General features: G+C 59.7%; 22 protein-coding genes and 1 pseudogene. 17 read left to right on the top strand and 6 right to left on the bottom strand.

What is annotated here, in order from left to right; translation table 11 throughout:
* Positions 1-97 precede the first annotated feature (97 nt).
* Both proB and AC1DVE_RS21645 read left to right on the top strand, forming a co-directional pair.
* A complete protein-coding gene (gene proB / locus AC1DVE_RS21650) occupies positions 98-1,216 on the top strand; it encodes a glutamate 5-kinase (protein ID WP_150727089.1) in 1,119 nt (372 codons plus the stop codon).
* Positions 1,217-1,228: 12 nt separating this feature from the next.
* Positions 1,229-1,693 carry a CreA family protein gene (locus AC1DVE_RS21645; RefSeq protein WP_090451491.1) on the top strand — a complete coding sequence of 155 codons (465 nt, stop codon included), beginning with the start codon at positions 1,229-1,231 and terminating at the stop codon, positions 1,691-1,693.
* A 184-nt stretch (positions 1,694-1,877) separates the two neighbouring features.
* On the opposite strand, the gene rpsT is transcribed toward AC1DVE_RS21645, so the two are convergent.
* Entirely contained in the window at positions 1,878-2,156 is a 279-nt protein-coding gene (gene rpsT / locus AC1DVE_RS21640) for a 30S ribosomal protein S20 (RefSeq protein ID WP_007970922.1), read from the bottom strand.
* Between the two features lie 252 nt (positions 2,157-2,408).
* On the opposite strand from rpsT, the gene murJ reads away from it, so the two are divergent.
* The 6 genes from murJ to ispH all read left to right on the top strand — a co-directional run bounded on the left by murJ (position 2,409) and on the right by ispH (position 9,920).
* The gene (gene murJ / locus AC1DVE_RS21635; protein WP_223454797.1) at positions 2,409-3,947 is read left to right on the top strand and encodes a murein biosynthesis integral membrane protein MurJ; all 1,539 of its coding nucleotides are present in this window, start codon (positions 2,409-2,411) and stop codon (positions 3,945-3,947) included.
* Positions 3,948-4,076: 129 nt separating this feature from the next.
* Positions 4,077-5,015, top strand: a complete 939-nt coding sequence (ribF, locus tag AC1DVE_RS21630; protein ID WP_046041774.1) for a bifunctional riboflavin kinase/FAD synthetase — start codon at positions 4,077-4,079, stop codon at positions 5,013-5,015.
* 13 nt (positions 5,016-5,028) lie between these two features.
* Positions 5,029-7,860, top strand: coding sequence for an isoleucine--tRNA ligase (gene ileS, locus AC1DVE_RS21625; RefSeq protein WP_477784172.1), 2,832 nt, complete (start codon positions 5,029-5,031; stop codon positions 7,858-7,860).
* Entirely contained in the window at positions 7,853-8,365 is a 513-nt protein-coding gene (gene lspA, locus AC1DVE_RS21620) for a signal peptidase II (RefSeq protein WP_007970932.1), read from the top strand. The genes ileS and lspA overlap by 8 nt, the downstream gene beginning before the upstream one ends.
* 7 nt (positions 8,366-8,372) lie before the next feature.
* The gene (gene fkpB / locus AC1DVE_RS21615; protein WP_172435403.1) at positions 8,373-8,810 is read left to right on the top strand and encodes an FKBP-type peptidyl-prolyl cis-trans isomerase; all 438 of its coding nucleotides are present in this window, start codon (positions 8,373-8,375) and stop codon (positions 8,808-8,810) included.
* A gap of 162 nt (positions 8,811-8,972) precedes the next feature.
* On the top strand, positions 8,973-9,920 hold the full coding sequence (ispH, locus tag AC1DVE_RS21610) for a 4-hydroxy-3-methylbut-2-enyl diphosphate reductase (protein ID WP_223454801.1): 948 nt from the start codon (positions 8,973-8,975) through the stop codon (positions 9,918-9,920).
* Here ispH and AC1DVE_RS21605 read toward each other — a convergent pair.
* On the bottom strand, positions 9,889-10,428 hold the full coding sequence (locus tag AC1DVE_RS21605; protein WP_223454802.1) for a GspH/FimT family pseudopilin: 540 nt from the start codon (positions 10,426-10,428) through the stop codon (positions 9,889-9,891). The two genes, ispH and AC1DVE_RS21605, sit on opposite strands and share 32 nt — an antisense overlap.
* A gap of 130 nt (positions 10,429-10,558) precedes the next feature.
* On the opposite strand from AC1DVE_RS21605, the gene AC1DVE_RS21600 reads away from it, so the two are divergent.
* The 7 genes from AC1DVE_RS21600 to thiO are packed head-to-tail and all read left to right on the top strand — an operon-like array spanning position 10,559 to position 14,645.
* Complete coding sequence (locus tag AC1DVE_RS21600) at positions 10,559-11,032, top strand: GspH/FimT family pseudopilin (RefSeq protein ID WP_223454804.1); 474 nt, start codon at positions 10,559-10,561, stop codon at positions 11,030-11,032.
* Positions 11,029-11,478, top strand: coding sequence for a type IV pilus modification protein PilV (pilV, locus tag AC1DVE_RS21595; RefSeq protein ID WP_223454806.1), 450 nt, complete (start codon positions 11,029-11,031; stop codon positions 11,476-11,478). The genes AC1DVE_RS21600 and pilV overlap by 4 nt, the downstream gene beginning before the upstream one ends.
* Positions 11,475-12,182, top strand: a complete 708-nt coding sequence (locus AC1DVE_RS21590; RefSeq protein WP_223454808.1) for a PilW family protein — start codon at positions 11,475-11,477, stop codon at positions 12,180-12,182. The genes pilV and AC1DVE_RS21590 overlap by 4 nt, the downstream gene beginning before the upstream one ends.
* Before the next feature lie 10 nt (positions 12,183-12,192).
* Positions 12,193-12,672, top strand: coding sequence for a pilus assembly PilX family protein (locus AC1DVE_RS21585; RefSeq protein ID WP_223454810.1), 480 nt, complete (start codon positions 12,193-12,195; stop codon positions 12,670-12,672).
* 58 nt (positions 12,673-12,730) lie between these two features.
* Entirely contained in the window at positions 12,731-13,072 is a 342-nt protein-coding gene (locus tag AC1DVE_RS21580) for a hypothetical protein (RefSeq protein WP_223454812.1), read from the top strand.
* Positions 13,073-13,086: 14 nt separating this feature from the next.
* Complete coding sequence (locus tag AC1DVE_RS21575) at positions 13,087-13,488, top strand: type IV pilin protein (RefSeq protein ID WP_223454814.1); 402 nt, start codon at positions 13,087-13,089, stop codon at positions 13,486-13,488.
* A gap of 56 nt (positions 13,489-13,544) precedes the next feature.
* A complete protein-coding gene (gene thiO / locus AC1DVE_RS21570; RefSeq protein ID WP_477784171.1) occupies positions 13,545-14,645 on the top strand; it encodes a glycine oxidase ThiO in 1,101 nt (366 codons plus the stop codon).
* 23 nt (positions 14,646-14,668) lie between these two features.
* Here thiO and AC1DVE_RS21565 read toward each other — a convergent pair whose 3' ends face one another.
* From AC1DVE_RS21565 to AC1DVE_RS21550, 4 genes and pseudogenes are all read right to left on the bottom strand, one after another.
* Positions 14,669-16,006 (bottom strand): sigma-54-dependent transcriptional regulator, encoded by a 1,338-nt coding sequence (locus AC1DVE_RS21565; protein ID WP_223532956.1) that lies wholly within the window; start codon positions 16,004-16,006, stop codon positions 14,669-14,671.
* Positions 16,003-16,323, bottom strand: a pseudogene (locus AC1DVE_RS21560) (hypothetical protein); the annotation flags it as partial. The pseudogene AC1DVE_RS21560 and the gene AC1DVE_RS21565, both read right to left, overlap by 4 nt.
* Positions 16,324-16,351: 28 nt before the next feature.
* Positions 16,352-16,585, bottom strand: coding sequence for a PP0621 family protein (locus tag AC1DVE_RS21555; protein ID WP_223454819.1), 234 nt, complete (start codon positions 16,583-16,585; stop codon positions 16,352-16,354).
* Positions 16,586-16,711: 126 nt separating this feature from the next.
* Positions 16,712-17,734 (bottom strand): outer membrane protein assembly factor BamD, encoded by a 1,023-nt coding sequence (locus tag AC1DVE_RS21550; protein ID WP_477784170.1) that lies wholly within the window; start codon positions 17,732-17,734, stop codon positions 16,712-16,714.
* Between the two features lie 151 nt (positions 17,735-17,885).
* Between AC1DVE_RS21550 and rluD the strand changes: the two genes are divergently transcribed.
* Both rluD and pgeF read left to right on the top strand, forming a co-directional pair.
* Positions 17,886-18,848 (top strand): 23S rRNA pseudouridine(1911/1915/1917) synthase RluD, encoded by a 963-nt coding sequence (gene rluD / locus AC1DVE_RS21545; RefSeq protein WP_007990414.1) that lies wholly within the window; start codon positions 17,886-17,888, stop codon positions 18,846-18,848.
* Positions 18,845-19,570 carry a peptidoglycan editing factor PgeF gene (pgeF, locus tag AC1DVE_RS21540; protein WP_477784169.1) on the top strand — a complete coding sequence of 242 codons (726 nt, stop codon included), beginning with the start codon at positions 18,845-18,847 and terminating at the stop codon, positions 19,568-19,570. Before rluD ends, pgeF begins: the two co-directional genes overlap by 4 nt.
* Positions 19,571-19,641: the final 71 nt, after the last annotated feature.

Below are 19,641 nucleotides of genomic sequence, written 5' to 3'. Positions count from 1 at the left end.
TTTTGGTATCTGGAAATCGATTGTTGGTCACGAATAACCACGAATAACGTCACGGGCAGTGCTAGGTCGCGCTGCCCTCAAGCTAGGGTTGAAGATGATGCGGAGCAAGGTGACAGGTGCGCAGCGTTGGGTCGTGAAGATCGGCAGCGCTTTGCTGACGGCGGACGGCAAAGGCCTGGATCGCGCGGCAATGGGTGTCTGGGTTGAGCAGATGGTGGCCTTGCATGAGGCGGGTGTCGAGTTGGTGCTGGTGTCCTCCGGGGCGGTGGCGGCCGGCATGAGCCGTTTGGGCTGGACCTCGCGACCCAGTGCGATGCACGAGCTTCAAGCTGCCGCCGCAATCGGCCAGATGGGGTTGGTGCAGGCCTGGGAGTCGAGCTTTGCCGAGCATGGCCGGCATACCGCGCAGATTCTCCTGACTCACGACGACTTGTCCGATCGCAAGCGCTACCTGAACGCCCGCAGCACCTTGCGCGCACTGGTCGAGCTGAAAGTCATTCCGGTGATCAACGAGAATGACACCGTGGTCACCGACGAAATCCGTTTTGGCGACAACGACACCCTGGCAGCGCTGGTGGCGAACCTGGTCGAGGCGGATTTGCTGGTGATCCTGACGGATCGCGACGGCATGTTCGATGCCGATCCGCGCAACAATCCGGATGCCCAGCTGATTTACGAGGCGCGTGCCGATGATCCGGCGCTCGACGCGGTGGCGGGCGGCACGGGCGGTGCGCTGGGGCGTGGTGGCATGCAGACCAAATTGCGTGCTGCGCGTCTGGCGGCCCGTTCCGGTGCTCATACCATCATCGTTGGTGGGCGCATCGAGCGTGTGCTGGATCGCCTCAAGGCGGGCGAGCGCATCGGCACCTTGCTATCGCCGGAGCGCGGCATGCTGGCGGCACGCAAGCAGTGGCTGGCCGGTCATCTGCAAACCCGTGGCACTCTGGTGCTGGATGCTGGTGCGGTGATCGCGTTGTCCCAAGGCAACAAGAGCTTGCTACCGGTCGGGGTCAAATTGGTGCAGGGCAGCTTCCGTCGCGGTGAGATGGTGGTCTGCGTGGCGCCGGACGGTCGTGAGATTGCCCGTGGCCTGGCCAACTACAGTGCGCTGGAAGCGCAAAAAATCATCGGTCAGTCGTCTGAGGCGATTGTCGGTCTGTTGGGTTACATGGCGGAGCCGGAGCTGGTTCACCGCGATAACCTGATCCTGGTCTGAGGGAATACCTGAATGCGTGTGGCAAAAGGATTGTTGGGGCTATTGCTGGCGATGCCGCTGCTGGCTTCGGCCGAAGAGATTGGTCAGGTGTCGACGGTGTTCAAGTTTGTCGGGCCGAATGACCGGATCGTGGTCGAGGCCTTTGATGATCCCAAGGTCGATGGTGTGACTTGCTATCTGTCGCGCGCCAAGACCGGTGGGGTGAAGGGTGGTCTTGGTTTGGCTGAGGATCGTGCCGAAGCGTCTATCGCTTGCCGGCAGGTCGGGCCGATCAGCTTCAGGGGTGAGCTCAAGGATGGCGACGAGGTGTTCAAGGAGCGCACGTCCCTGGTGTTCAAGACCATGCAGGTGGTGCGCTTCCTCGACAAGAAGCGCAATACACTGGTGTATCTGGTGTATAGCGATCGCCTGATCGAGGGTAGCCCGCAGAATGCGGTAACGGCGATTCCGATTTTGCCGTGGGCGCACGCTCAGTAATTTCACGCAAATCAAACTGTGGGAGTGAGCCTGCTCGCGATAGCGGATATCCAGCCAGCACAAGTGCTGAATGTTAATCCGTCATCGCGAGCAGGCTCGCTCCCACATTTTTTTGCGTCGAAATCACTGAATCGCAGGCAATAAAAAACCGACCCTGAGGTCGGTTTTTTAATGAACGAGTCGCTTAGGCAGCAGCGGCAACGTTCAAGGCCTTGACGTGGCCATTCAGGCGGCTCTTATGACGAGCGGCCTTGTTCTTGTGGATGATGCCTTTATCGGCCATACGGTCGATAACTGGCACAGCCAGAACGTAAGCGGCTTGAGCTTTGGCAGCGTCTTTTGCGTCGATGGCCTTAACTACATTCTTGATGTAGGTACGAACCATGGAACGCAGGCTGGCGTTGTGGCTGCGACGCTTCTCAGCCTGTTTTGCACGTTTTTTGGCGGAAGGTGAGTTGGCCACCGTCGAGCTCCTCGAAAGACTTTTTAGGAAATAGCAAACAAAATAGGCCGCGAATCATGCCGATGAGTTGAAGTCTTGTCAAGGGCACTTGAAACGTTCCGCTAAGTGGTAGGCGTGGTGCGACGGGATATTTCTTTCCGGCGTGTGACCTGTAAACTCGCGAGCTTTGGCTCTGTGCTGTTGCGGCGCGGAGTATCGCACAAGTAGGCGCGTAGTTCGCCTGCTGTTTATCGACAGGCACAAACTCTTTCCATGAATCTGCTCAAATCGTTGGCCGCCGTCAGCTCTATCACGATGCTTTCCCGGATTTTGGGATTTGTTCGGGACACCCTCATCGCGCGGGCATTTGGCGCGGGAATGGCGACCGACGCCTTCTTTATCGCCTTCAAACTGCCCAATCTGCTGCGGCGGATATTTGCCGAAGGGGCGTTTTCCCAGGCGTTCGTGCCGATTCTTGCCGAATATAAAAGCCAGAAGGGTGAAGAGGCGACGCGTACCTTCATCGCCTACGTCTCGGGCCTGCTGACGCTGGTGCTGGCATTGGTCACGGTGTTGGGCATGATCGCCGCGCCGTGGGTCATCTGGGTGACCGCGCCGGGGTTCACTGACACGCCGGAAAAATTCGAACTGACATCCAGCCTGCTGCGGGTGACCTTTCCCTACATCCTGCTGATTTCCCTGTCGTCGTTGGCCGGTGCGATCCTCAACACCTGGAACCGCTTTTCGGTGCCAGCCTTCGTGCCGACCCTGCTGAACGTCAGCATGATCATCTTTTCGGTGTTTTTGACGCCGTACTTCGATCCGCCCGTAATGGCGCTCGGCTGGGCGGTGCTGGTCGGCGGCCTGGCGCAATTGCTCTATCAGCTGCCGCACCTGAAAAAGATCGGCATGCTGGTACTGCCGCGCCTGAACCTGCGCGACACCGGCGTCTGGCGCGTAATGAAGCAAATGCTGCCAGCCATCCTCGGTGTCTCGGTGAGCCAGATTTCGCTGATCATCAACACCATCTTCGCTTCGTTCCTGGTTGCCGGTTCCGTGTCGTGGATGTATTACGCCGACCGTTTGATGGAACTGCCGTCCGGCGTGTTGGGCGTGGCCCTGGGGACGATTCTGCTGCCGACCCTGGCCAAGACCTACGCCAACAAGGATCGTCACGAGTATTCGCGCATCCTCGACTGGGGCCTGCGCCTGTGCTTCGTATTGGTGCTGCCTTGCTCCCTGGCATTGGGGATTCTGGCTGAGCCGCTGACGGTTTCTTTGTTCCAGTACGGCCAGTTCAATGCGTTTGATGCATCGATGACCCAGCGTGCCCTGATCGCCTACTCGGTCGGGTTGCTCGGAATTATTGTGGTCAAAGTGCTGGCCCCTGGCTTTTATGCGCAACAAAACATCCGTACACCGGTAAAAATTGCGATTTTCACCCTGGTGCTCACCCAGTTGTTCAACTTGATGCTGATCGGCCCCCTCGCTCACGCGGGCCTGGCCTTGGCGATCAGTGCCGGCGCCTGTCTCAATGCCGGGTTGCTGTTCTATCAACTGCGCAAGCAGCAGATGTACCAGCCGCAGCCGGGCTGGGCGAAGTTCACTTTCAAGTTGCTGGTCGCGGTGGCAGTGATGTCCGCTGTACTGTTGGGTACGATGCACTTCATGCCGGCCTGGGATCAGGGGCATATGCTCGAACGCTTCTTGCGTCTGGGGGCGTTGGTGGCGGCGGGTGTGGTGGCTTATTTCGGCATGTTAGTGTTGATGGGCTTCCGTTTGCGCGACTTCAATCGCAAGACGCTGGGCTGAGGTTCAGGCCTCGATAAACACGGGCGAGCCGGCGGTTTTGTCGGCTCGATCACTTTGGGTTACGGTGTTGCCTGTCGTCGGCCGCCGGGTGTGGTTATAATCGACCACTTTATGAGCAAGAAGCGCGTTATGCAGCTGGTTCGAGGCCTCCACAATCTGCGCCCCCAGCATCGGGGCTGTGTCGCCACTATTGGCAACTTTGACGGTGTACACCGCGGCCACCAGGCTATCCTGGCGCGGCTGCGTGAGCGTGCGCTCGAGTTGGGCGTGCCCAGTTGCGTGGTGATTTTCGAGCCGCAGCCGCGCGAGTTCTTCGCTCCGGACACCGCGCCGGCCCGTCTGGCCCGCCTGCGGGACAAGCTGCAATTGTTGGCCGCCGAAGGCGTCGACCGTGTTCTGTGCCTGGCGTTCAACCAGCGCCTGAGCAAACTCAGCGCCAGCGAGTTCGTCGATACCATTCTGGTGGATGGCCTTGGCGTCCAGCACCTGGAGGTCGGGGACGACTTCCGTTTCGGCTGTGATCGCGCGGGAGATTTCGATTTCCTGCAACAGGCCGGCATCGTTCAGGGTTTTACCGTCGAAGCGGCGCAAACCGTCGAGCTGGATGGCATCCGGGTCAGCAGCACACAGGTCCGCAACGCCCTGGCTGCCGCGGATTTCGCCCTGGCCGAACGCCTGCTCGGGCGGCCGTACCGGATTGCCGGTCGGGTACTGCATGGCCAGAAGCTCGCCCGGCAGTTGGGGACGCGCACCGCCAACATACAACTCAAGCGTCGTCGCGTGCCGTTCACCGGAGTTTACCTGGTGGATGTCGATATCGACGGCAAGACCTGGCCCGGCGTCGCCAACATTGGCGTGCGGCCCACGGTTCAAGGTGATGGCAAAGCCCACCTGGAAGTGCATCTTTTAGATTTTGCCGGCGATCTGTATGACCGGCGTTTAACGGTGGTTTTCCACCACAAGCTGCGTGAAGAGCAGCGTTTCGCCTCTCTGGAGGCGTTGAAAACGGCGATCAACGCGGATGTCGCCGCCGCCCGTGCACTAGCCGCACCTAGCGCCCATCGCTAATGAAGAGCCTTAAATGACCGACTATAAAGCCACGCTAAACCTTCCGGACACCGCCTTCCCAATGAAGGCCGGCCTGCCTCAGCGCGAACCGCAGATTCTGCAGCGCTGGGACAGCATTGGCCTGTACGGAAAGTTGCGCGAGATTGGCAAGGATCGTCCGAAGTTCGTATTGCACGACGGCCCTCCGTACGCCAACGGCTCGATTCACATCGGTCATGCGCTGAACAAGATTCTCAAGGACATGATCATCCGCTCGAAGACCCTGTCGGGCTTCGACGCGCCTTATGTCCCGGGTTGGGACTGCCACGGCCTGCCGATCGAGCACAAAGTCGAAGTGACCCACGGCAAGAACCTGGGCGCGGACAAGACCCGCGAACTGTGCCGGGCCTACGCCACCGAGCAGATCGAAGGGCAGAAGTCCGAGTTCATTCGCCTCGGCGTGCTGGGCGACTTCGCCAATCCGTACAAAACCATGGACTTCAAGAACGAGGCCGGTGAAATCCGTGCCTTGGCCGAAATCGTCAAGGGCGGTTTCGTGTTCAAGGGCTTGAAGCCTGTTAACTGGTGCTTCGACTGTGGTTCGGCCCTGGCCGAGGCGGAAGTCGAGTACGAGAACAAGAAGTCCTCGACCATCGACGTGGCTTTCCCGATTGCCGATGAAGCCAAACTGGCTGCCGTCTTCGGTCTGCCATCGCTGGCCAAGCCTGCCTCGATCGTGATCTGGACCACTACCCCGTGGACCATCCCGGCCAACCAGGCGCTGAACGTTCACCCGGAATTCAACTACGCCCTGGTCGACGTCGGCGACAAGCTGCTGGTGTTGGCTGAAGAGCTGGTCGAGTCGTGCCTGGCACGCTACTCGCTGGAAGGTTCGGTCATTGCGACCACCACCGGTAAAGCGCTGGAACTGATCAACTTCCGTCACCCGTTCTACGACCGTCTGTCGCCGGTTTACCTGGCCGACTACGTTGAACTGGGCGCCGGCACTGGCGTGGTTCACTCCGCTCCGGCCTACGGCGTGGACGACTTCGTGACCTGCAAGAAGTACGGCATGGTCAACGACGACATCCTCAATCCGGTCCAAAGCAACGGCGTGTACGCGACCTCGCTGGAGTTCTTCGGCGGCCAGTTCATCTGGAAGGCCAACCCGGCCATCGTCGACAAGCTGAGCGAAGTCGGTGCGCTGCTGCACACCACCATCATTGAACACAGCTACATGCACTGCTGGCGCCACAAGACCCCGCTGATCTACCGCGCCACCGCGCAGTGGTTCATCGGCATGGACAAGCAGCCGGTAACCGGCGACACCCTGCGCCAGCGCTCGCTCAAAGCCATCGAAGAGACCCAGTTCGTTCCGGCCTGGGGGCAGGCGCGCCTGCACTCGATGATCGCCAATCGTCCGGACTGGTGCATTTCCCGTCAGCGCAACTGGGGCGTGCCGATCCCGTTCTTCCTGAACAAGGAAAGCGGTGAGCTGCACCCACGTACCGTCGAGCTGATGGAAATCGTTGCCAAGCGCGTTGAAGTAGAAGGCATTGAGGCCTGGTTCAAGCTGGACGCCGCCGAGCTGCTGGGCGATGAAGCGCCGCAATACGACAAGATCAGCGACACCCTGGACGTCTGGTTCGACTCGGGTACCACGCACTGGCACGTCCTGCGCGGTTCGCACCCGATGGGCCACGAAACCGGCCCGCGCGCCGACCTGTACCTGGAAGGCTCGGACCAACACCGTGGCTGGTTCCACTCGTCGCTGCTGACCGGTTGCGCCATCGACAACCACGCACCGTATCGCGAACTGCTGACTCACGGCTTCACTGTCGACGAGTCCGGCCGCAAGATGTCCAAGTCTTTGGGCAACGTGATCGCACCACAGAAAGTCAACGACACCCTGGGCGCCGACATCATGCGTCTGTGGGTTGCTTCGACCGACTATTCGGGCGAAATGGCGGTTTCCGAGCAGATCCTGCAACGCAGCGCGGACGCCTACCGGCGTATCCGTAACACCGCGCGTTTCCTGCTTTCGAACCTGACCGGCTTCAACCCGGCCACCGACCTGCTGCCGGCCGAAGAAATGCTGGCTCTGGACCGTTGGGCCGTAGACCGTACCCTGCTGCTGCAACGCGAGCTGCAAGAGCACTACGGCGAATACCGCTTCTGGAACGTGTACTCGAAGATCCACAACTTCTGCGTGCAGGAGTTGGGCGGCTTCTATCTCGACATCATCAAGGACCGTCAGTACACCACTGGCGCCGACAGCAAGGCCCGCCGTTCGTGCCAGACTGCGCTGTTCCACATCTCCGAGGCGTTGGTGCGCTGGATCGCGCCGATCCTGGCGTTCACCGCCGACGAACTGTGGCAGTACCTGCCGGGTGAGCGTAACGAGTCCGTCATGCTCAACACCTGGTACGAAGGCCTGAGCGAATTGCCGGCAGGCTTCGAGCTGGATCGCGCTTACTGGGACCGGATCATGGCGGTCAAGGTCACGGTCAACAAGGAAATGGAAATCCAGCGTGCAGCCAAGGCTGTCGGTGGCAACCTGCAAGCCGAAGTGACGCTGTTCGCCGAAGACGCGCTGACCGCCGACCTGGCCAAGCTGAGCAACGAACTGCGCTTCGTACTGATCACTTCGACCGCCAGTGTTGCACCATTGGTGCAGGCACCGGCCGATGCCGTGGTCACCGAAGTCAGCGGCCTGAAGCTGAAGATCGTCAAGTCGAGCCACGCCAAGTGCGCCCGTTGCTGGCACTGCCGTGAAGACGTCGGCGTGAACCCGGAGCATCCGGAAATCTGCGGCCGTTGCGTGGATAACATCAGCGGCGCTGGCGAGGTCCGTCACTATGCCTAATGCCGTTGGCCGTTTTGGACGGCTGAGCTGGCTCTGGTTGAGTTTGCTGGTCCTGGTCATCGACCAGGCCAGCAAGTTCTACTTCGAAGGCAAGCTCCAGATGTACCAGCAGATCGTAATCATCCCCGATTACTTCAGCTGGACCCTGGCCTACAACACTGGCGCGGCGTTCAGCTTCCTGGCTGACAGCTCCGGCTGGCAGCGCTGGCTGTTCGCGTTGATCGCTGTCGTGGTCAGTGCGGTGCTGGTGGTGTGGCTCAAGCGTCTGGGGCGCAACGAGACCTGGCTGGCGGTTGCGCTGGCACTGGTGCTCGGCGGTGCGCTGGGCAATCTGTATGACCGCATTGCCCTTGGCCATGTGATCGATTTCATTCTGGTGCATTGGCAGAACCGCTGGTATTTCCCGGCGTTCAACTTTGCCGACAGTGCAATCACTGTAGGTGCTGTCATGCTGGCACTGGATATGTTCAAAAGTAAAAAGACCGGAGAAACCGTTCATGACTGAACAGGTATTGGCTGAGCAACGCATCGGCCAGAACACGGAAGTCACCTTGCATTTCGCATTGCGTCTGGAGAACGGCGACACGGTGGACAGCACCTTCGACAAGGCCCCGGCGACCTTCAAGGTCGGTGACGGCAACCTGTTGCCAGGTTTCGAAGCGGCGCTGTTCGGTTTCAAGGCCGGTGACAAGCGTACGCTGAGCATCGAGCCGGAAAACGCTTTCGGCCAGCCGAACCCGCAAAACGTGCAGATCATCCCGCGCTCCCAGTTCCAGGACATGGAGCTGTCGCCTGGCTTGCTGGTGATCTTCAACGATGCGGCCAATACTGAATTGCCGGGCGTGGTGAAAGAGTTCGATGACGCGCAAGTGACCATCGACTTCAACCACCCGCTGGCGGGCAAGACGTTGACCTTTGACGTGGAAATCATTTCCGTCAAAGCGCTGTAACTGACCGAGCACGGTCAAAATGTGGGAGCGGGCTTGCTCGCGAAAGTGGTGTGTCAGTCAGCAAGAATGTTGGATGTGATGACGCCTTCGCGAGCAAGCCCGCTCCCACACTAGTTTTTCTCTGTTTTCGATATTTCTTGCGCGCAAGACACGAGGCACAGCATGCAAATCAAACTCGCCAACCCCCGTGGCTTCTGCGCCGGTGTGGACCGGGCGATCGAAATCGTCAATCGCGCCCTGGAAGTCTTCGGGCCGCCGATCTACGTGCGCCACGAAGTGGTCCACAACAAATTTGTCGTCGAAGACCTGCGCTCCCGTGGTGCGATTTTCGTCGAAGAGCTGGATCAGGTGCCGGACGACGTCATCGTGATCTTCAGTGCCCACGGCGTTTCCCAGGCCGTGCGCAGCGAAGCGGCTGGCCGTGGGCTGAAAGTGTTCGACGCCACGTGCCCGCTGGTGACCAAAGTCCACATTGAGGTGGCGCGCTACAGCCGTGACGGCCGAGAGTGCATTCTCATCGGCCACGCCGGTCACCCGGAAGTCGAAGGCACCATGGGCCAGTACGATGCCAGCAGTGGTGGCGCGATCTACCTGGTCGAAGACGAGAAAGATGTCGCGGCGTTGCAGGTGAACAACCCTGAAGCGCTCGCCTTCGTGACCCAGACCACATTGTCGATGGACGATACCAGCCGCGTTATCGACGCTCTGCGTTCGCGTTTTCCGGCCATTGGTGGACCGCGCAAGGACGACATTTGCTACGCCACGCAAAACCGTCAGGACGCGGTCAAGCAACTGGCCGACGAGTGCGACGTGGTGCTGGTGGTCGGCAGCCCGAACAGCTCCAACTCCAATCGCTTGCGCGAATTGGCAGAACGCATGTCCACTCCGGCCTACCTGATCGACGGTGCCGAAGACCTGCAAAAAAGCTGGTTTGACGGCGTCGAGCGTATCGGCATCACCGCTGGCGCATCCGCCCCGGAAGTCCTGGTGCGCGGTGTGATCCAGCAGTTGCAGGCCTGGGGTGCCACCGGTGCCGATGAACTGGCCGGTCGCGAGGAGAACATCACGTTCTCGATGCCTAAAGAACTGCGCGTTCGCTCGTTGCTCTGAATTTATTCCTTTCTTCGCATAACGCCTGTTCAGCCTTGTCGTTGCGCAGGCTGACGCGACCGGTCCGTGCCAACACCACTTGATGTCGGCTTATCGGTTCGCGAACTGCGCAAATGTGTAATGTCCCTCCAAACAGTGGCTCGCCCTGGCCTCTGAATCGTATTGAGCTTTCGACCGGACCGTTCCCCACAATCGACACTCGTGCGCCGCTCTGGCGTTCGGCCAGCAGTGGATTGTCGCTGTCCATATCCCCCTTGCCGCTGATATCCAGAATGATCCGCCAGCCTTGGCTCCAGTCGCCATTGATGCCGTGAATCACCACGGCCTGGTTGCGGACGATGGCTTCGGTCCGGGCGGTGCGAATACCACTGAAAAGAGCCTGTGCCGCTTGCTCTCTTCGGCTCGACTCGACCAGCGTTGCGAACGTCGGGCTGACCAGATGCAGAACAATTCCTGTAATTGCCAGTCCCATGAGCAGTTCGATCAGGCTGAAGCCTTGTTGCCGCATGACATCTCCCTCCGTGGCGTGCTGTGGCTCGCGCAATCCCTGCGCGAGAAGTGACAACGCAAACGCACCGCATCGCTCGAATGTTGTGCCGCGCAAGAGCAGGTATAGCCGAAGGAAACAGAAGGCCCCGATGGATCATCCTACAAAAGGTTTCACGCTGATCGAGTTGCTGGTCGCGCTCGCGATCCTTCTGATTCTGCTGACTATGGCCGTCCCGGCGTTTACCCGCTCGGCGCAAACAACCAGGGCTGATACCGAAATCGCGGACCTGCAGCGAGCTTTGAATTTTGCCCGGCTCGAAGCCATCGATCGGGGCAATACCACACGGGTGCGCCCGACGGCGGGTGGGGATGTCTGGAGTGGGGAACTGGCGATTTACGACGGTACTGGCGCTTTGGCCAATGTATTACGGGTTGTTCCGGCGATGAGCAGCGGCGCAACTCTGGCGCTAACCTCTGGCGTCACTGCCATCGATTTCAACAGCATGGGCGGATTGTCATCACCGTCCACAGAGGTGCTGATCAGCTATGGGCGAGGAGCACAAAGCAGGACGCTGACGGTGTGTTTGAACGGACGAATTCTATTGGGTGGAAGTTGCGGATGAGGGCACGGAGCAAACGTACGCAGGAAGGTATGACGCTGGTCGAAGTCCTGGTGGCATTAGTCATTCTGGGAGTGGGCCTGCTGGGGGCGGCGGCGTTTCAGCTCAATGCGCTGAAGTACACGGACAGCGCGCGCATGACCAGCCAGGCCAGCTTTATCGCCTACGACCTGATGGACCGCATTCGCGCCAACGCCGCTGCGGACTACACCATTGAGCCGCCGGCTTCGGGCAACCCGGACGTTACCCGGGATCAGGACCTGTTTGACTTCAACACCAACATTGTCAGTTCACTCGGTGCATCCGCGACGGGCAGTGTCAGCGTCAATCAGCAGGTGTACACCATCACGATTACCTGGGACGACTCACGGGCTGCGAAGGCTGCCGATTCGCGGCGCAGCTTCGTCCTGAGCAGTCGCGCGGCCATTGATCCGGTGGTGATCCCGTGAGTCGCCGCAGCAGAGGTTTTAGCCTGGTCGAGTTGCTGATCGCCCTGGCATTGAGCCTGATCGTGGTGCTGGGCGTGGTGCAGGTTTTCATCGCGGCCAAGAACACTTATCTCAGCCAGAACGCGGCCGCGAACATGCAGGAGGACGCACGTTTCGTGTTGAGCAAAATGATTCAGGAAGTCCGCATGGTCGGGATGTTCGGTTGTCTGGAAACGATCACCGATTCAAGTAAGAAAGGTGATTTCCATGCCAATCAGCTAACGCCGATCCGTTGGGAAAACGGCGGCCGCAAGTTGACGCTGGTTACGGCGGATGTCGGCGGCAATGGCAGCAAACCGGACTGGACCGTGCTTTCCGATTGTCGAAACAATTCGACGGCCTACAGCGACGGTCCGCCTCCAGTGGCAGGGCAACTGGTCTTTCCGATACGGCAACTGACTTACAGCTTCAGCAACAACCAACTGCTTATGAGGAGTGGGTCTGCAAAACCACAGGTATTGGTGAGCAATGTAAGCGCTTTTGACGTGAGCTTTGGCTTGGCCAGCACTGCCACTGATCTGGCTGCTTCACGCTACAGCAGCAGCCCGCCGGACCCTGCGCTGATTCGTAGCGTTCGCCTGAGCCTGACCCTCTTCGATCCGAACCACCGGGTGAGCGATCAAACCTTCAACGTGGTTGCCGCTCTGCGCAACCGCTTGCCATGAGGGAGCGCCAATGAATCGTTCTCCCATGATGTATTACACCCAACGCGGCATGGCACTGCTGGTCAGTCTGGTGTTCTTGCTCTTACTCACGCTGATTGGTCTTTCATCGATGCAGAGTGCCACCCTGCAGGAAAAAATGGCCGGTAGCGTCGCCTTGCGCAACCAGTCGTTTCAGAGTGCCGAAGCAGCATTGCGGGTGGGAGAGAGTGCAGTGCAACGGGACAGTTATGCACTACCTGTTTGCAGCGGCATCGTTCAATGTGCACCACCGTCCGAGTCTTCAACTATTATCGCTGCCGGTTTCAACGCCACTTCCGGAGTGACCTGGATTGCATCGGGCAAGGGCTTTTATGGCGTGCAAAACATCGGTGTCAGCCGAAATGCGGTGAATGTGCCAATCAATACCCCGGCAACGTTGTATCGGGTCACGGCAGTGGGCATCGCGGGTCATTCGCGCAGTGTGGTGGAGAGCATCTATGCGAAGTACTGAGCGACCTGTCAGGTTATGGTCACAACTGTTCGCTGTCGTCGTCGCGCTTGACCTGTCGATGTCGGCGCACGCTGCCACATCAGCGGATTCGCCAGCGCTGAACCGGCCAACCTGCCTGGCCAATGGCAACTGGTACGGTTTTTATCACAGCAATCAGGGGCTGAAGGCCGTCTGCCTGAAGCTGCCCGATGCGATCAGCGTTAAGATGCTCGACAGCAACACCGATGGAGTGGTCGACAACAGCGACACGCTATCCGATGGCGTGATCTTTATCGGAGAGCATTCGACCCAGGACGCCAGCGACAATGGCGGGGTCGTGAACGATTCCACAGGTGACGGTACTGCGGGGATGGAAAAATCCGGCGGCAGCCGTCGCATCATGTGGCGACAAATACAGTGAGTGAGAATTGAGGCATGCGTAGTTCCAACCGCGGGTTTACCCTGATCGAAATCATGATCGTGATTGCGATCATCGGTATTGTCATGACCATTGCTGCCCCGAGTTTCACCGAATACCTGAACAAGGGCCGTCGCGCAGAAGTAGCCGGTCTGCTCTCGGAGCAGGCGCAGCTCTTGGAGCGCTTCTACTCGCAGAAAAATGCCTACACCGATGCGACGGGCCTCAGTGCCGGCAATGATTACTACAGCATCACACCGACCCTGACCGACCAGGCCTTTCTGCTGACGGCGGTGCGCAAGGCTGACTCGAGCATGGCCACCGACAAGTGCGGTGATCTGACCATCACCAACACCGGTGTGCTCGGAATGGTCAACGCGAAATCCGGCCTGACCAGCAAAGACTGCTGGGGGCGCTGAGTTACTTTTTCCGGTGCCTTTTGCACCCTCTGTCTATTTAACGATGGGATCAGAACATGACCAGGCAACAGCAAGTGGTGATTGTCGGCGGTGGGGTGATTGGTTTGCTGACGGCCTTCAATCTCGCCTCCGAAGTGCAAAGCGTTGTGCTGCTGGATCGCTCGAACGTCGGCCAGGAATCGTCCTGGGCCGGTGGCGGCATCGTTTCGCCGCTTTACCCGTGGCGCTACAGCCCGGCGGTCACCGCGTTGGCTCACTGGTCCCAGGACTTTTATCCACAGCTGGGCGAGCGCTTGTTTGCCGCCACTGGCGTTGATCCTGAAGTGCACACCACTGGTCTTTACTGGCTGGATCTGGATGACGAGGCTGAAGCCCTGGCATGGGCCGCCCGGGAAAATCGCCCGCTTAGCGCGGTGGATATTTCGGCAGCACACGACGCCGTGCCGGTGCTGGGTAGTGGCTTTTCCCGGGCGATCTACATGGCCGACGTCGCCAACGTGCGCAATCCGCGTCTGGTGAAGTCGCTCAAGGCCGCGTTGCTGGCGCTGCCGAACGTGACGATCCATGAGCAGTGCGAAGTCAGCGGATTTGTTCGTGACGGCAACAAAGTGGTCGGCGTACAGACCTCCACTGGTACTGTCCTGGGCGATCAAGTCGTCCTGACGGCGGGGGCCTGGAGCGGTGATTTGCTCAAGAGTCTTGATCTGACGCTACCGGTCGAGCCGGTGAAAGGGCAGATGATTCTCTACAAGTGTGCGGCGGATTTCCTGCCGAGCATGGTCCTGGCCAAGGGGCGTTATGCGATTCCCCGGCGCGACGGGCACATACTGATCGGCAGTACGCTGGAGCATGAAGGCTTTGACAAGACGCCGACCGGGTCGGCACTGGAAAGCCTGAAGGCGTCCGCGGTGGAGTTGATCCCGGCGCTGGCCGATGCCGAAGTGGTGGGGCATTGGGCCGGATTGCGCCCGGGATCACCCGAGGGCATTCCTTATATCGGCCCGGTGCCGGGGTTTGACGGGCTCTGGCTCAACTGCGGGCATTACCGTAACGGGCTGGTGCTGGCGCCGGCGTCATGCCAGCTGTTTGCCGATGTGATGCTGGGGCGGGCGCCGATTATCGATCCGGCGCCTTATGCGCCTGCCGGGAGACTTTGAAGCAAGCACAAAAAATCGCAGCCTCAATCCAATCCCAACTTCTTGAGCCTGTAGCGCATCGACCTGAATGACAGGTTCAACCGCTGAGCCGCCGCCGTGCGGTTCCAGCGGGTTTCCTCCAGGGCCTGGAGCAGCAGTTGGCGTTCGACGTTTTCCAGGTAGGTTTCCAGATTGTCGATCCGGGTCAGGTCCGGCACGCCACCCTCTGCCCCACAGTTGCCTTCAGCCAGGCGCAGGTCGCCGGCTTCGATCTGATTGTTCTCACACAAGGTGTGCGCCCGTTCGAGCATGTTTTCCAGTTCCCGCACATTGCCCGGGAAGCGATAGCTTTTCAGCGCATCGAGGGCTTTGGGTTGGAGTCTCGCGGCAGGTTGACCGGTATCGGCGGCCAGGCGCTTGAGTATGTGGCTGGCTAGCGTTTCGATGTCATCACGACGCTCGCGCAAGGGCGGCACCGGGAGTTCGATCACGTTCAAACGGTAGTAAAGATCATGACGAAATCGTCCAGCGGCAACTTCGGTGCCAAGGTCCTTGTGCGTGGCGCAGAGAATGCGCACATCCACTGCCACTTCCTGCTGCCCGCCGACGCTGCGTACGGCTTTTTCCTGAATCGCGCGCAGCAGTTTGACTTGCATTGTCAGCGGCAGGTCAGCCACTTCGTCGAGGAGCAGGGTGCCGCCGTGAGCTGTCTGGAACAGGCCGGGTTTGTCTTCGATGGCGCCACTGAAACTGCCTTTGCGATGGCCGAAAAACTCGCTCTCCAACAGTTCCGAGGGAATCGCCGCGCAGTTGATCGCAATGAACGGTTGATTGGCGCGGGGGCTTTGATCATGGATCAGGCGCGCGACCAACTCCTTGCCGCTGCCGGATTCTCCGCTGATGTATACCGTTGCATGGCTGCTGGCCAGTTTCGTGATGTGTTTGCGCAGGTTGCGCATGGGCAATGAGTCGCCCAGCAAGCATCGATTGATGCCGACCCCGCGGGCAGGAACCAGCAGGGCGCTGGTGACCAGTTCACGCAAGCGCGTAAGGTCCACCGGTTTGGTCAGGAAGTCGAATGCTCCGGCCTTGAGCACATTGATCGCGGTTTCGAGACTGGCATAGGCAGTGATCATCGCTACCTGGACCTGAGGGTGGCGTTGCTGGATGTGCTGCACCAACTCCAGGCCGGTTCCATCCGGCAACTGCATGTCGGTCAGGCATAGATCGAAGGTTTCGCGTTTTAGCAGGGATTGCGCTTCGCCGACGTTGCGGGCGTTGAACGTCTCCAGTTTCATCCTTCCAAGGGTGATTTCCAGGAGTTCGCGAATGTCCGGTTCGTCATCGACGATCAAGACTTTTTGTCGTGGTCTCGTGTTCAACGTGGGGTTCGTCCGTGAGCATAGGTCATGCAAAAGCAGCCGCTTTCCTGGCGTGCTTTGAAGTCTAGGCGGGACAGAATGCTTTCGCCCGGCTGGCCGGACAGATAAAGCCCCGGGCCCTTGATATGGCGGGCTGGGGCCTTATTATCGAGTATTTCCAGTGATTTCAGATCGAGCCGTAGCGGCGGCATTTGCTCGCGGCGCAGCAGGTGCAGGACGTTTTCGATTACCCGGTTCATTCGCAGAAAGTGATCTTGAATAATCTGCGTCAGACGTCGATCGATGCCTTTCAGTTCCTTGGGGGCGCGCGATAGTTCTCAATCGGCCGCCATTTCGGGTGAGGTGTCAGCGGCCTCTGGAACCTTTGTCTTGCTCGAGATGAGCCTGGCTGCAATACCATTGCTGGTCGAGGCTTAGCGCGCGGTCACGGGGCAGGTGAACGCCGCAATGGGCGCAACGGACCATGGGCGCCGCTTCCCGTTCGGCAGGGGGCTTGGGGGTGGAGGCCTGCCCCTTGAATTTGCGCCAGAACCATACTGCAGCGGCAATCAGGGCAATCCAGAACAATAAACGAAGCATGGTGAGCTGCTTTTTGATTGATGAAGCGGCAGTTTAGCCAAGGACCAGACAGGCGCACAGTGTAATAAAGCGCTGAAAATAAAAAAGGGAGACTCGAAAGTCTCCCTTTTTGCACAACCTAAGGTGTCAGTCGAACACGCCGAAGGTCATGTAGCTGAACCACGAACGGTTGCTGTCGTTGCCTTGCGCTTCGTGATTTTCTTCTTCGACCGCGTCGCCATTGCCGTCTTTAGGCTTGAGCTCGCTCGGAATTGCGTCCTTGGCGTCCTGGAACTGCCTCTGCACGTCCTGGTTTGCGCGGGTTTCGCCCGGTGGCAGCGGCGGACGGGACTCGATCAGGCCCAGGGTCGTCTTGCTCAGCCACGAGCGGTTGTCGGCTTCGGCCACGGTCGGTACGAACTGACCGTCTACCAGCGTCGGGTGGTTCGGGTAGTTGAGCTTCAGGGTTTCCAGGCTGGTGGCAGCCAGTTCGTCCAGGTGCAGGCGCTGGTAGGCCTCGGTCATCACCGCCAGGCCATCGCCGACCGAAGGGGTTTCCTGGAAGTTTTCCACCACGTAACGACCGCGGTTCGCGGCGGCGACATAGGCCTGACGGGTCAGGTAGTAGTCGGCCACGTGAATTTCGTAGGCTGCCAGCAGGTTGCGCAGATAGATCATGCGCTGCTTGGCATCCGGTGCGTAACGGCTGTTCGGGAAGCGGCTGGTCAGCTGGGCGAACTCGTTATAGGAGTCGCGGGCGGCACCCGGATCACGCTTGGTCATGTCCAGCGGCAGGAAACGCGCCAGCAGGCCGACGTCCTGGTCGAAAGAAGTCAGGCCCTTGAGGTAGTAGGCATAATCGACGTTCGGATGCTGTGGGTGCAGGCGAATGAAGCGTTCCGCAGCGGACTTGGCCGCTTCCGGCTCGGTGTTCTTGTAGTTGGCGTAGATGAGTTCGAGTTGCGCCTGATCGGCATAGCGACCGAACGGATAACGCGATTCCAGAGCCTTCAGCTTGGCGATGGCGCTGGTGTAGCTGCTATTGTCCAGGTCGGCTTGAGCCTGTTGATACAACTCGACTTCACTGAGGTTTTCGTCTACGACTTCCTTCGATGAGCAAGCAGCGGTCAATGCGAGGATGGCGATCAGCAGCAGGTGTTTCACTTGCATGGCGGCTTGCGTCCCTATGACGGCCGCTGTCTTGGGCGTGGCCGTCCTGTTATGATGAGTGCCCCGTTGAATAGCCTCGGGGCAAAAGACGCCGTATTTAACCACAAGCGCGCAGCCGAAACCAAAGGCTGTGCCGACGCCTAGTCTGAGCATGTCCGATAAAATTGAACTTCGCGCAGAGGTGCCGTCCGAATTGGGCGGCCAACGCCTCGATCAAGTCGCCGCACAACTATTCGCTGAGCACTCGCGCTCGCGCCTTTCCGCCTGGATCAAAGACGGCCGCCTGACTGTGGATGGGGCGGTTATCCGCCCGCGAGACATCGTCCACGGCGGCGCCATCCTTGAGCTGACTGCCGAGCAGGAAGCTCAGGGCGAATGGGTCGCTCAAGACATTGCCCTGGACATCGTCTACGAAGACGACGATATCCTGGTGATCAACAAGCCTGCGGGCCTGGTGGTGCACCCGGCTGCCGGTCACGCCGACGGCACCTTGCTCAACGCCTTGCTGCACCACGTGCCGGACATCATCAATGTGCCCCGCGCCGGTATCGTGCATCGTCTGGACAAGGACACCACCGGTTTGATGGTGGTGGCCAAGACCATTCAAGCGCAGACGCAGCTGGTTACACAGTTGCAGAGCCGCAGCGTCAGCCGGATCTACGAGTGCATCGTGATCGGTGTGGTGACAGCCGGTGGCAAGATCAACGCGCCGATCGGTCGTCACGGCCAGCAACGCCAGCGCATGGCCGTGATGGAGGGTGGCAAGCAAGCCGTCAGCCATTACCGCGTGCTCGAGCGCTTCCGCTCCCACACCCACGTGCGGGTGAAGCTGGAAACCGGTCGTACGCACCAGATTCGCGTGCACATGGCGCACATCAACTACCCGTTGGTCGGAGATCCCGCCTACGGCGGTCGTTTCCGTATCCCGCCGGCAGCCAACCCAACCATGGTCGAGTCGCTGAAAAACTTCCCGCGTCAGGCGCTGCATGCGCGTTTCCTGGAACTGGATCATCCGACCACCGGTAAGCGCATGAGCTGGGAATCGCCGTTGCCGGAAGATTTCGTCTGGTTGCTGACCCTGCTCAAGCAAGACCGTGAGGCGTTCATCGGATGAGTGACTGGCTGATTCCTGACTGGCCCGCGCCGGCCGGGGTCAAAGCCTGCGTCACCACCCGTGCGGGCGGCGTCAGTCTGGCGCCGTTCGACAGCCTCAACCTCGGCGATCACGTCGACGACAGCCCTGAAGCTGTTGCCGAGAATCGCCGTCGTCTGACCGATCATTTTTCCATTCATCCGGCCTGGCTGCAGCAGGTCCACGGCATCGTCGTGGCCCATGCCGATCCTGGCAGGGTGGTCACAGCCGACGCCAGCTGGACATCGACACCCGGTATCGCCTGTGCGGCGATGACGGCCGATTGCCTGCCTGCGCTGTTTTGCGACCGTGCCGGCACCCGCGTCGCTGCGGCCCATGCCGGTTGGCGCGGGTTGGCTGCTGGCGTGCTGGAAGCCACACTCGACAGTCTGGCCGTGCCACCTGCTGAAGTATTGGTCTGGCTCGGCCCGGCCATCGGTCCGCAAGCCTTTGAAGTCGGCCCGGAAGTGCGCGAAACCTTCGTGCAGCAGTTGCCGCAAGCGGCAGAGGCCTTTGTACCGAGTCAAAACCCCGGCAAGTTCATGGCCGACATCTATAGGCTTGCGCGCTTGCGTCTGGCAACTCGCGGCGTCACCGCGGTCTACGGTGGCGGTTTCTGCACCGTGACTGATCCTCGCTTCTTTTCCTATCGCCGTGCCCCTCGCACTGGCCGATTTGCCTCCCTTATCTGGCTCGAACGCTAGACTTGCCTGACCTGCATCAACGTCCCGACGCTTGAAACTCCCAGAATCGACCACATCTATTGTGGTATCTG

The organism is Pseudomonas sp. P4_B4, assembly GCF_056402255.1.
This window is presented reverse-complemented; position numbering and strand designations above follow the sequence as displayed.

What these genes read in the sequence shown, in the direction of transcription:
- proB (WP_150727089.1), top strand. Translation starts at nt 98, where the DNA reads ATGCGGAGCAAGGTGACAGGTGCGCAGCGTTGGGTCGTGAAGATCGGC.
- AC1DVE_RS21645 (WP_090451491.1), top strand. Translation starts at nt 1,229, where the DNA reads ATGCGTGTGGCAAAAGGATTGTTGGGGCTATTGCTGGCGATGCCGCTG.
- murJ (WP_223454797.1), top strand. Translation starts at nt 2,409, where the DNA reads ATGAATCTGCTCAAATCGTTGGCCGCCGTCAGCTCTATCACGATGCTT.
- ribF (WP_046041774.1), top strand. Translation starts at nt 4,077, where the DNA reads ATGCAGCTGGTTCGAGGCCTCCACAATCTGCGCCCCCAGCATCGGGGC.
- ileS (WP_477784172.1), top strand. Translation starts at nt 5,029, where the DNA reads ATGACCGACTATAAAGCCACGCTAAACCTTCCGGACACCGCCTTCCCA.
- lspA (WP_007970932.1), top strand. Translation starts at nt 7,853, where the DNA reads ATGCCTAATGCCGTTGGCCGTTTTGGACGGCTGAGCTGGCTCTGGTTG.
- ispH (WP_223454801.1), top strand. Translation starts at nt 8,973, where the DNA reads ATGCAAATCAAACTCGCCAACCCCCGTGGCTTCTGCGCCGGTGTGGAC.
- AC1DVE_RS21605 (WP_223454802.1), bottom strand. Translation starts at nt 10,428, where the DNA reads ATGCGGCAACAAGGCTTCAGCCTGATCGAACTGCTCATGGGACTGGCA.
- AC1DVE_RS21600 (WP_223454804.1), top strand. Translation starts at nt 10,559, where the DNA reads ATGGATCATCCTACAAAAGGTTTCACGCTGATCGAGTTGCTGGTCGCG.
- pilV (WP_223454806.1), top strand. Translation starts at nt 11,029, where the DNA reads ATGAGGGCACGGAGCAAACGTACGCAGGAAGGTATGACGCTGGTCGAA.
- AC1DVE_RS21585 (WP_223454810.1), top strand. Translation starts at nt 12,193, where the DNA reads ATGAATCGTTCTCCCATGATGTATTACACCCAACGCGGCATGGCACTG.
- AC1DVE_RS21580 (WP_223454812.1), top strand. Translation starts at nt 12,731, where the DNA reads ATGTCGGCGCACGCTGCCACATCAGCGGATTCGCCAGCGCTGAACCGG.
- AC1DVE_RS21575 (WP_223454814.1), top strand. Translation starts at nt 13,087, where the DNA reads ATGCGTAGTTCCAACCGCGGGTTTACCCTGATCGAAATCATGATCGTG.
- thiO (WP_477784171.1), top strand. Translation starts at nt 13,545, where the DNA reads ATGACCAGGCAACAGCAAGTGGTGATTGTCGGCGGTGGGGTGATTGGT.
- AC1DVE_RS21555 (WP_223454819.1), bottom strand. Translation starts at nt 16,585, where the DNA reads ATGCTTCGTTTATTGTTCTGGATTGCCCTGATTGCCGCTGCAGTATGG.
- AC1DVE_RS21550 (WP_477784170.1), bottom strand. Translation starts at nt 17,734, where the DNA reads ATGCAAGTGAAACACCTGCTGCTGATCGCCATCCTCGCATTGACCGCT.
- rluD (WP_007990414.1), top strand. Translation starts at nt 17,886, where the DNA reads ATGTCCGATAAAATTGAACTTCGCGCAGAGGTGCCGTCCGAATTGGGC.
- pgeF (WP_477784169.1), top strand. Translation starts at nt 18,845, where the DNA reads ATGAGTGACTGGCTGATTCCTGACTGGCCCGCGCCGGCCGGGGTCAAA.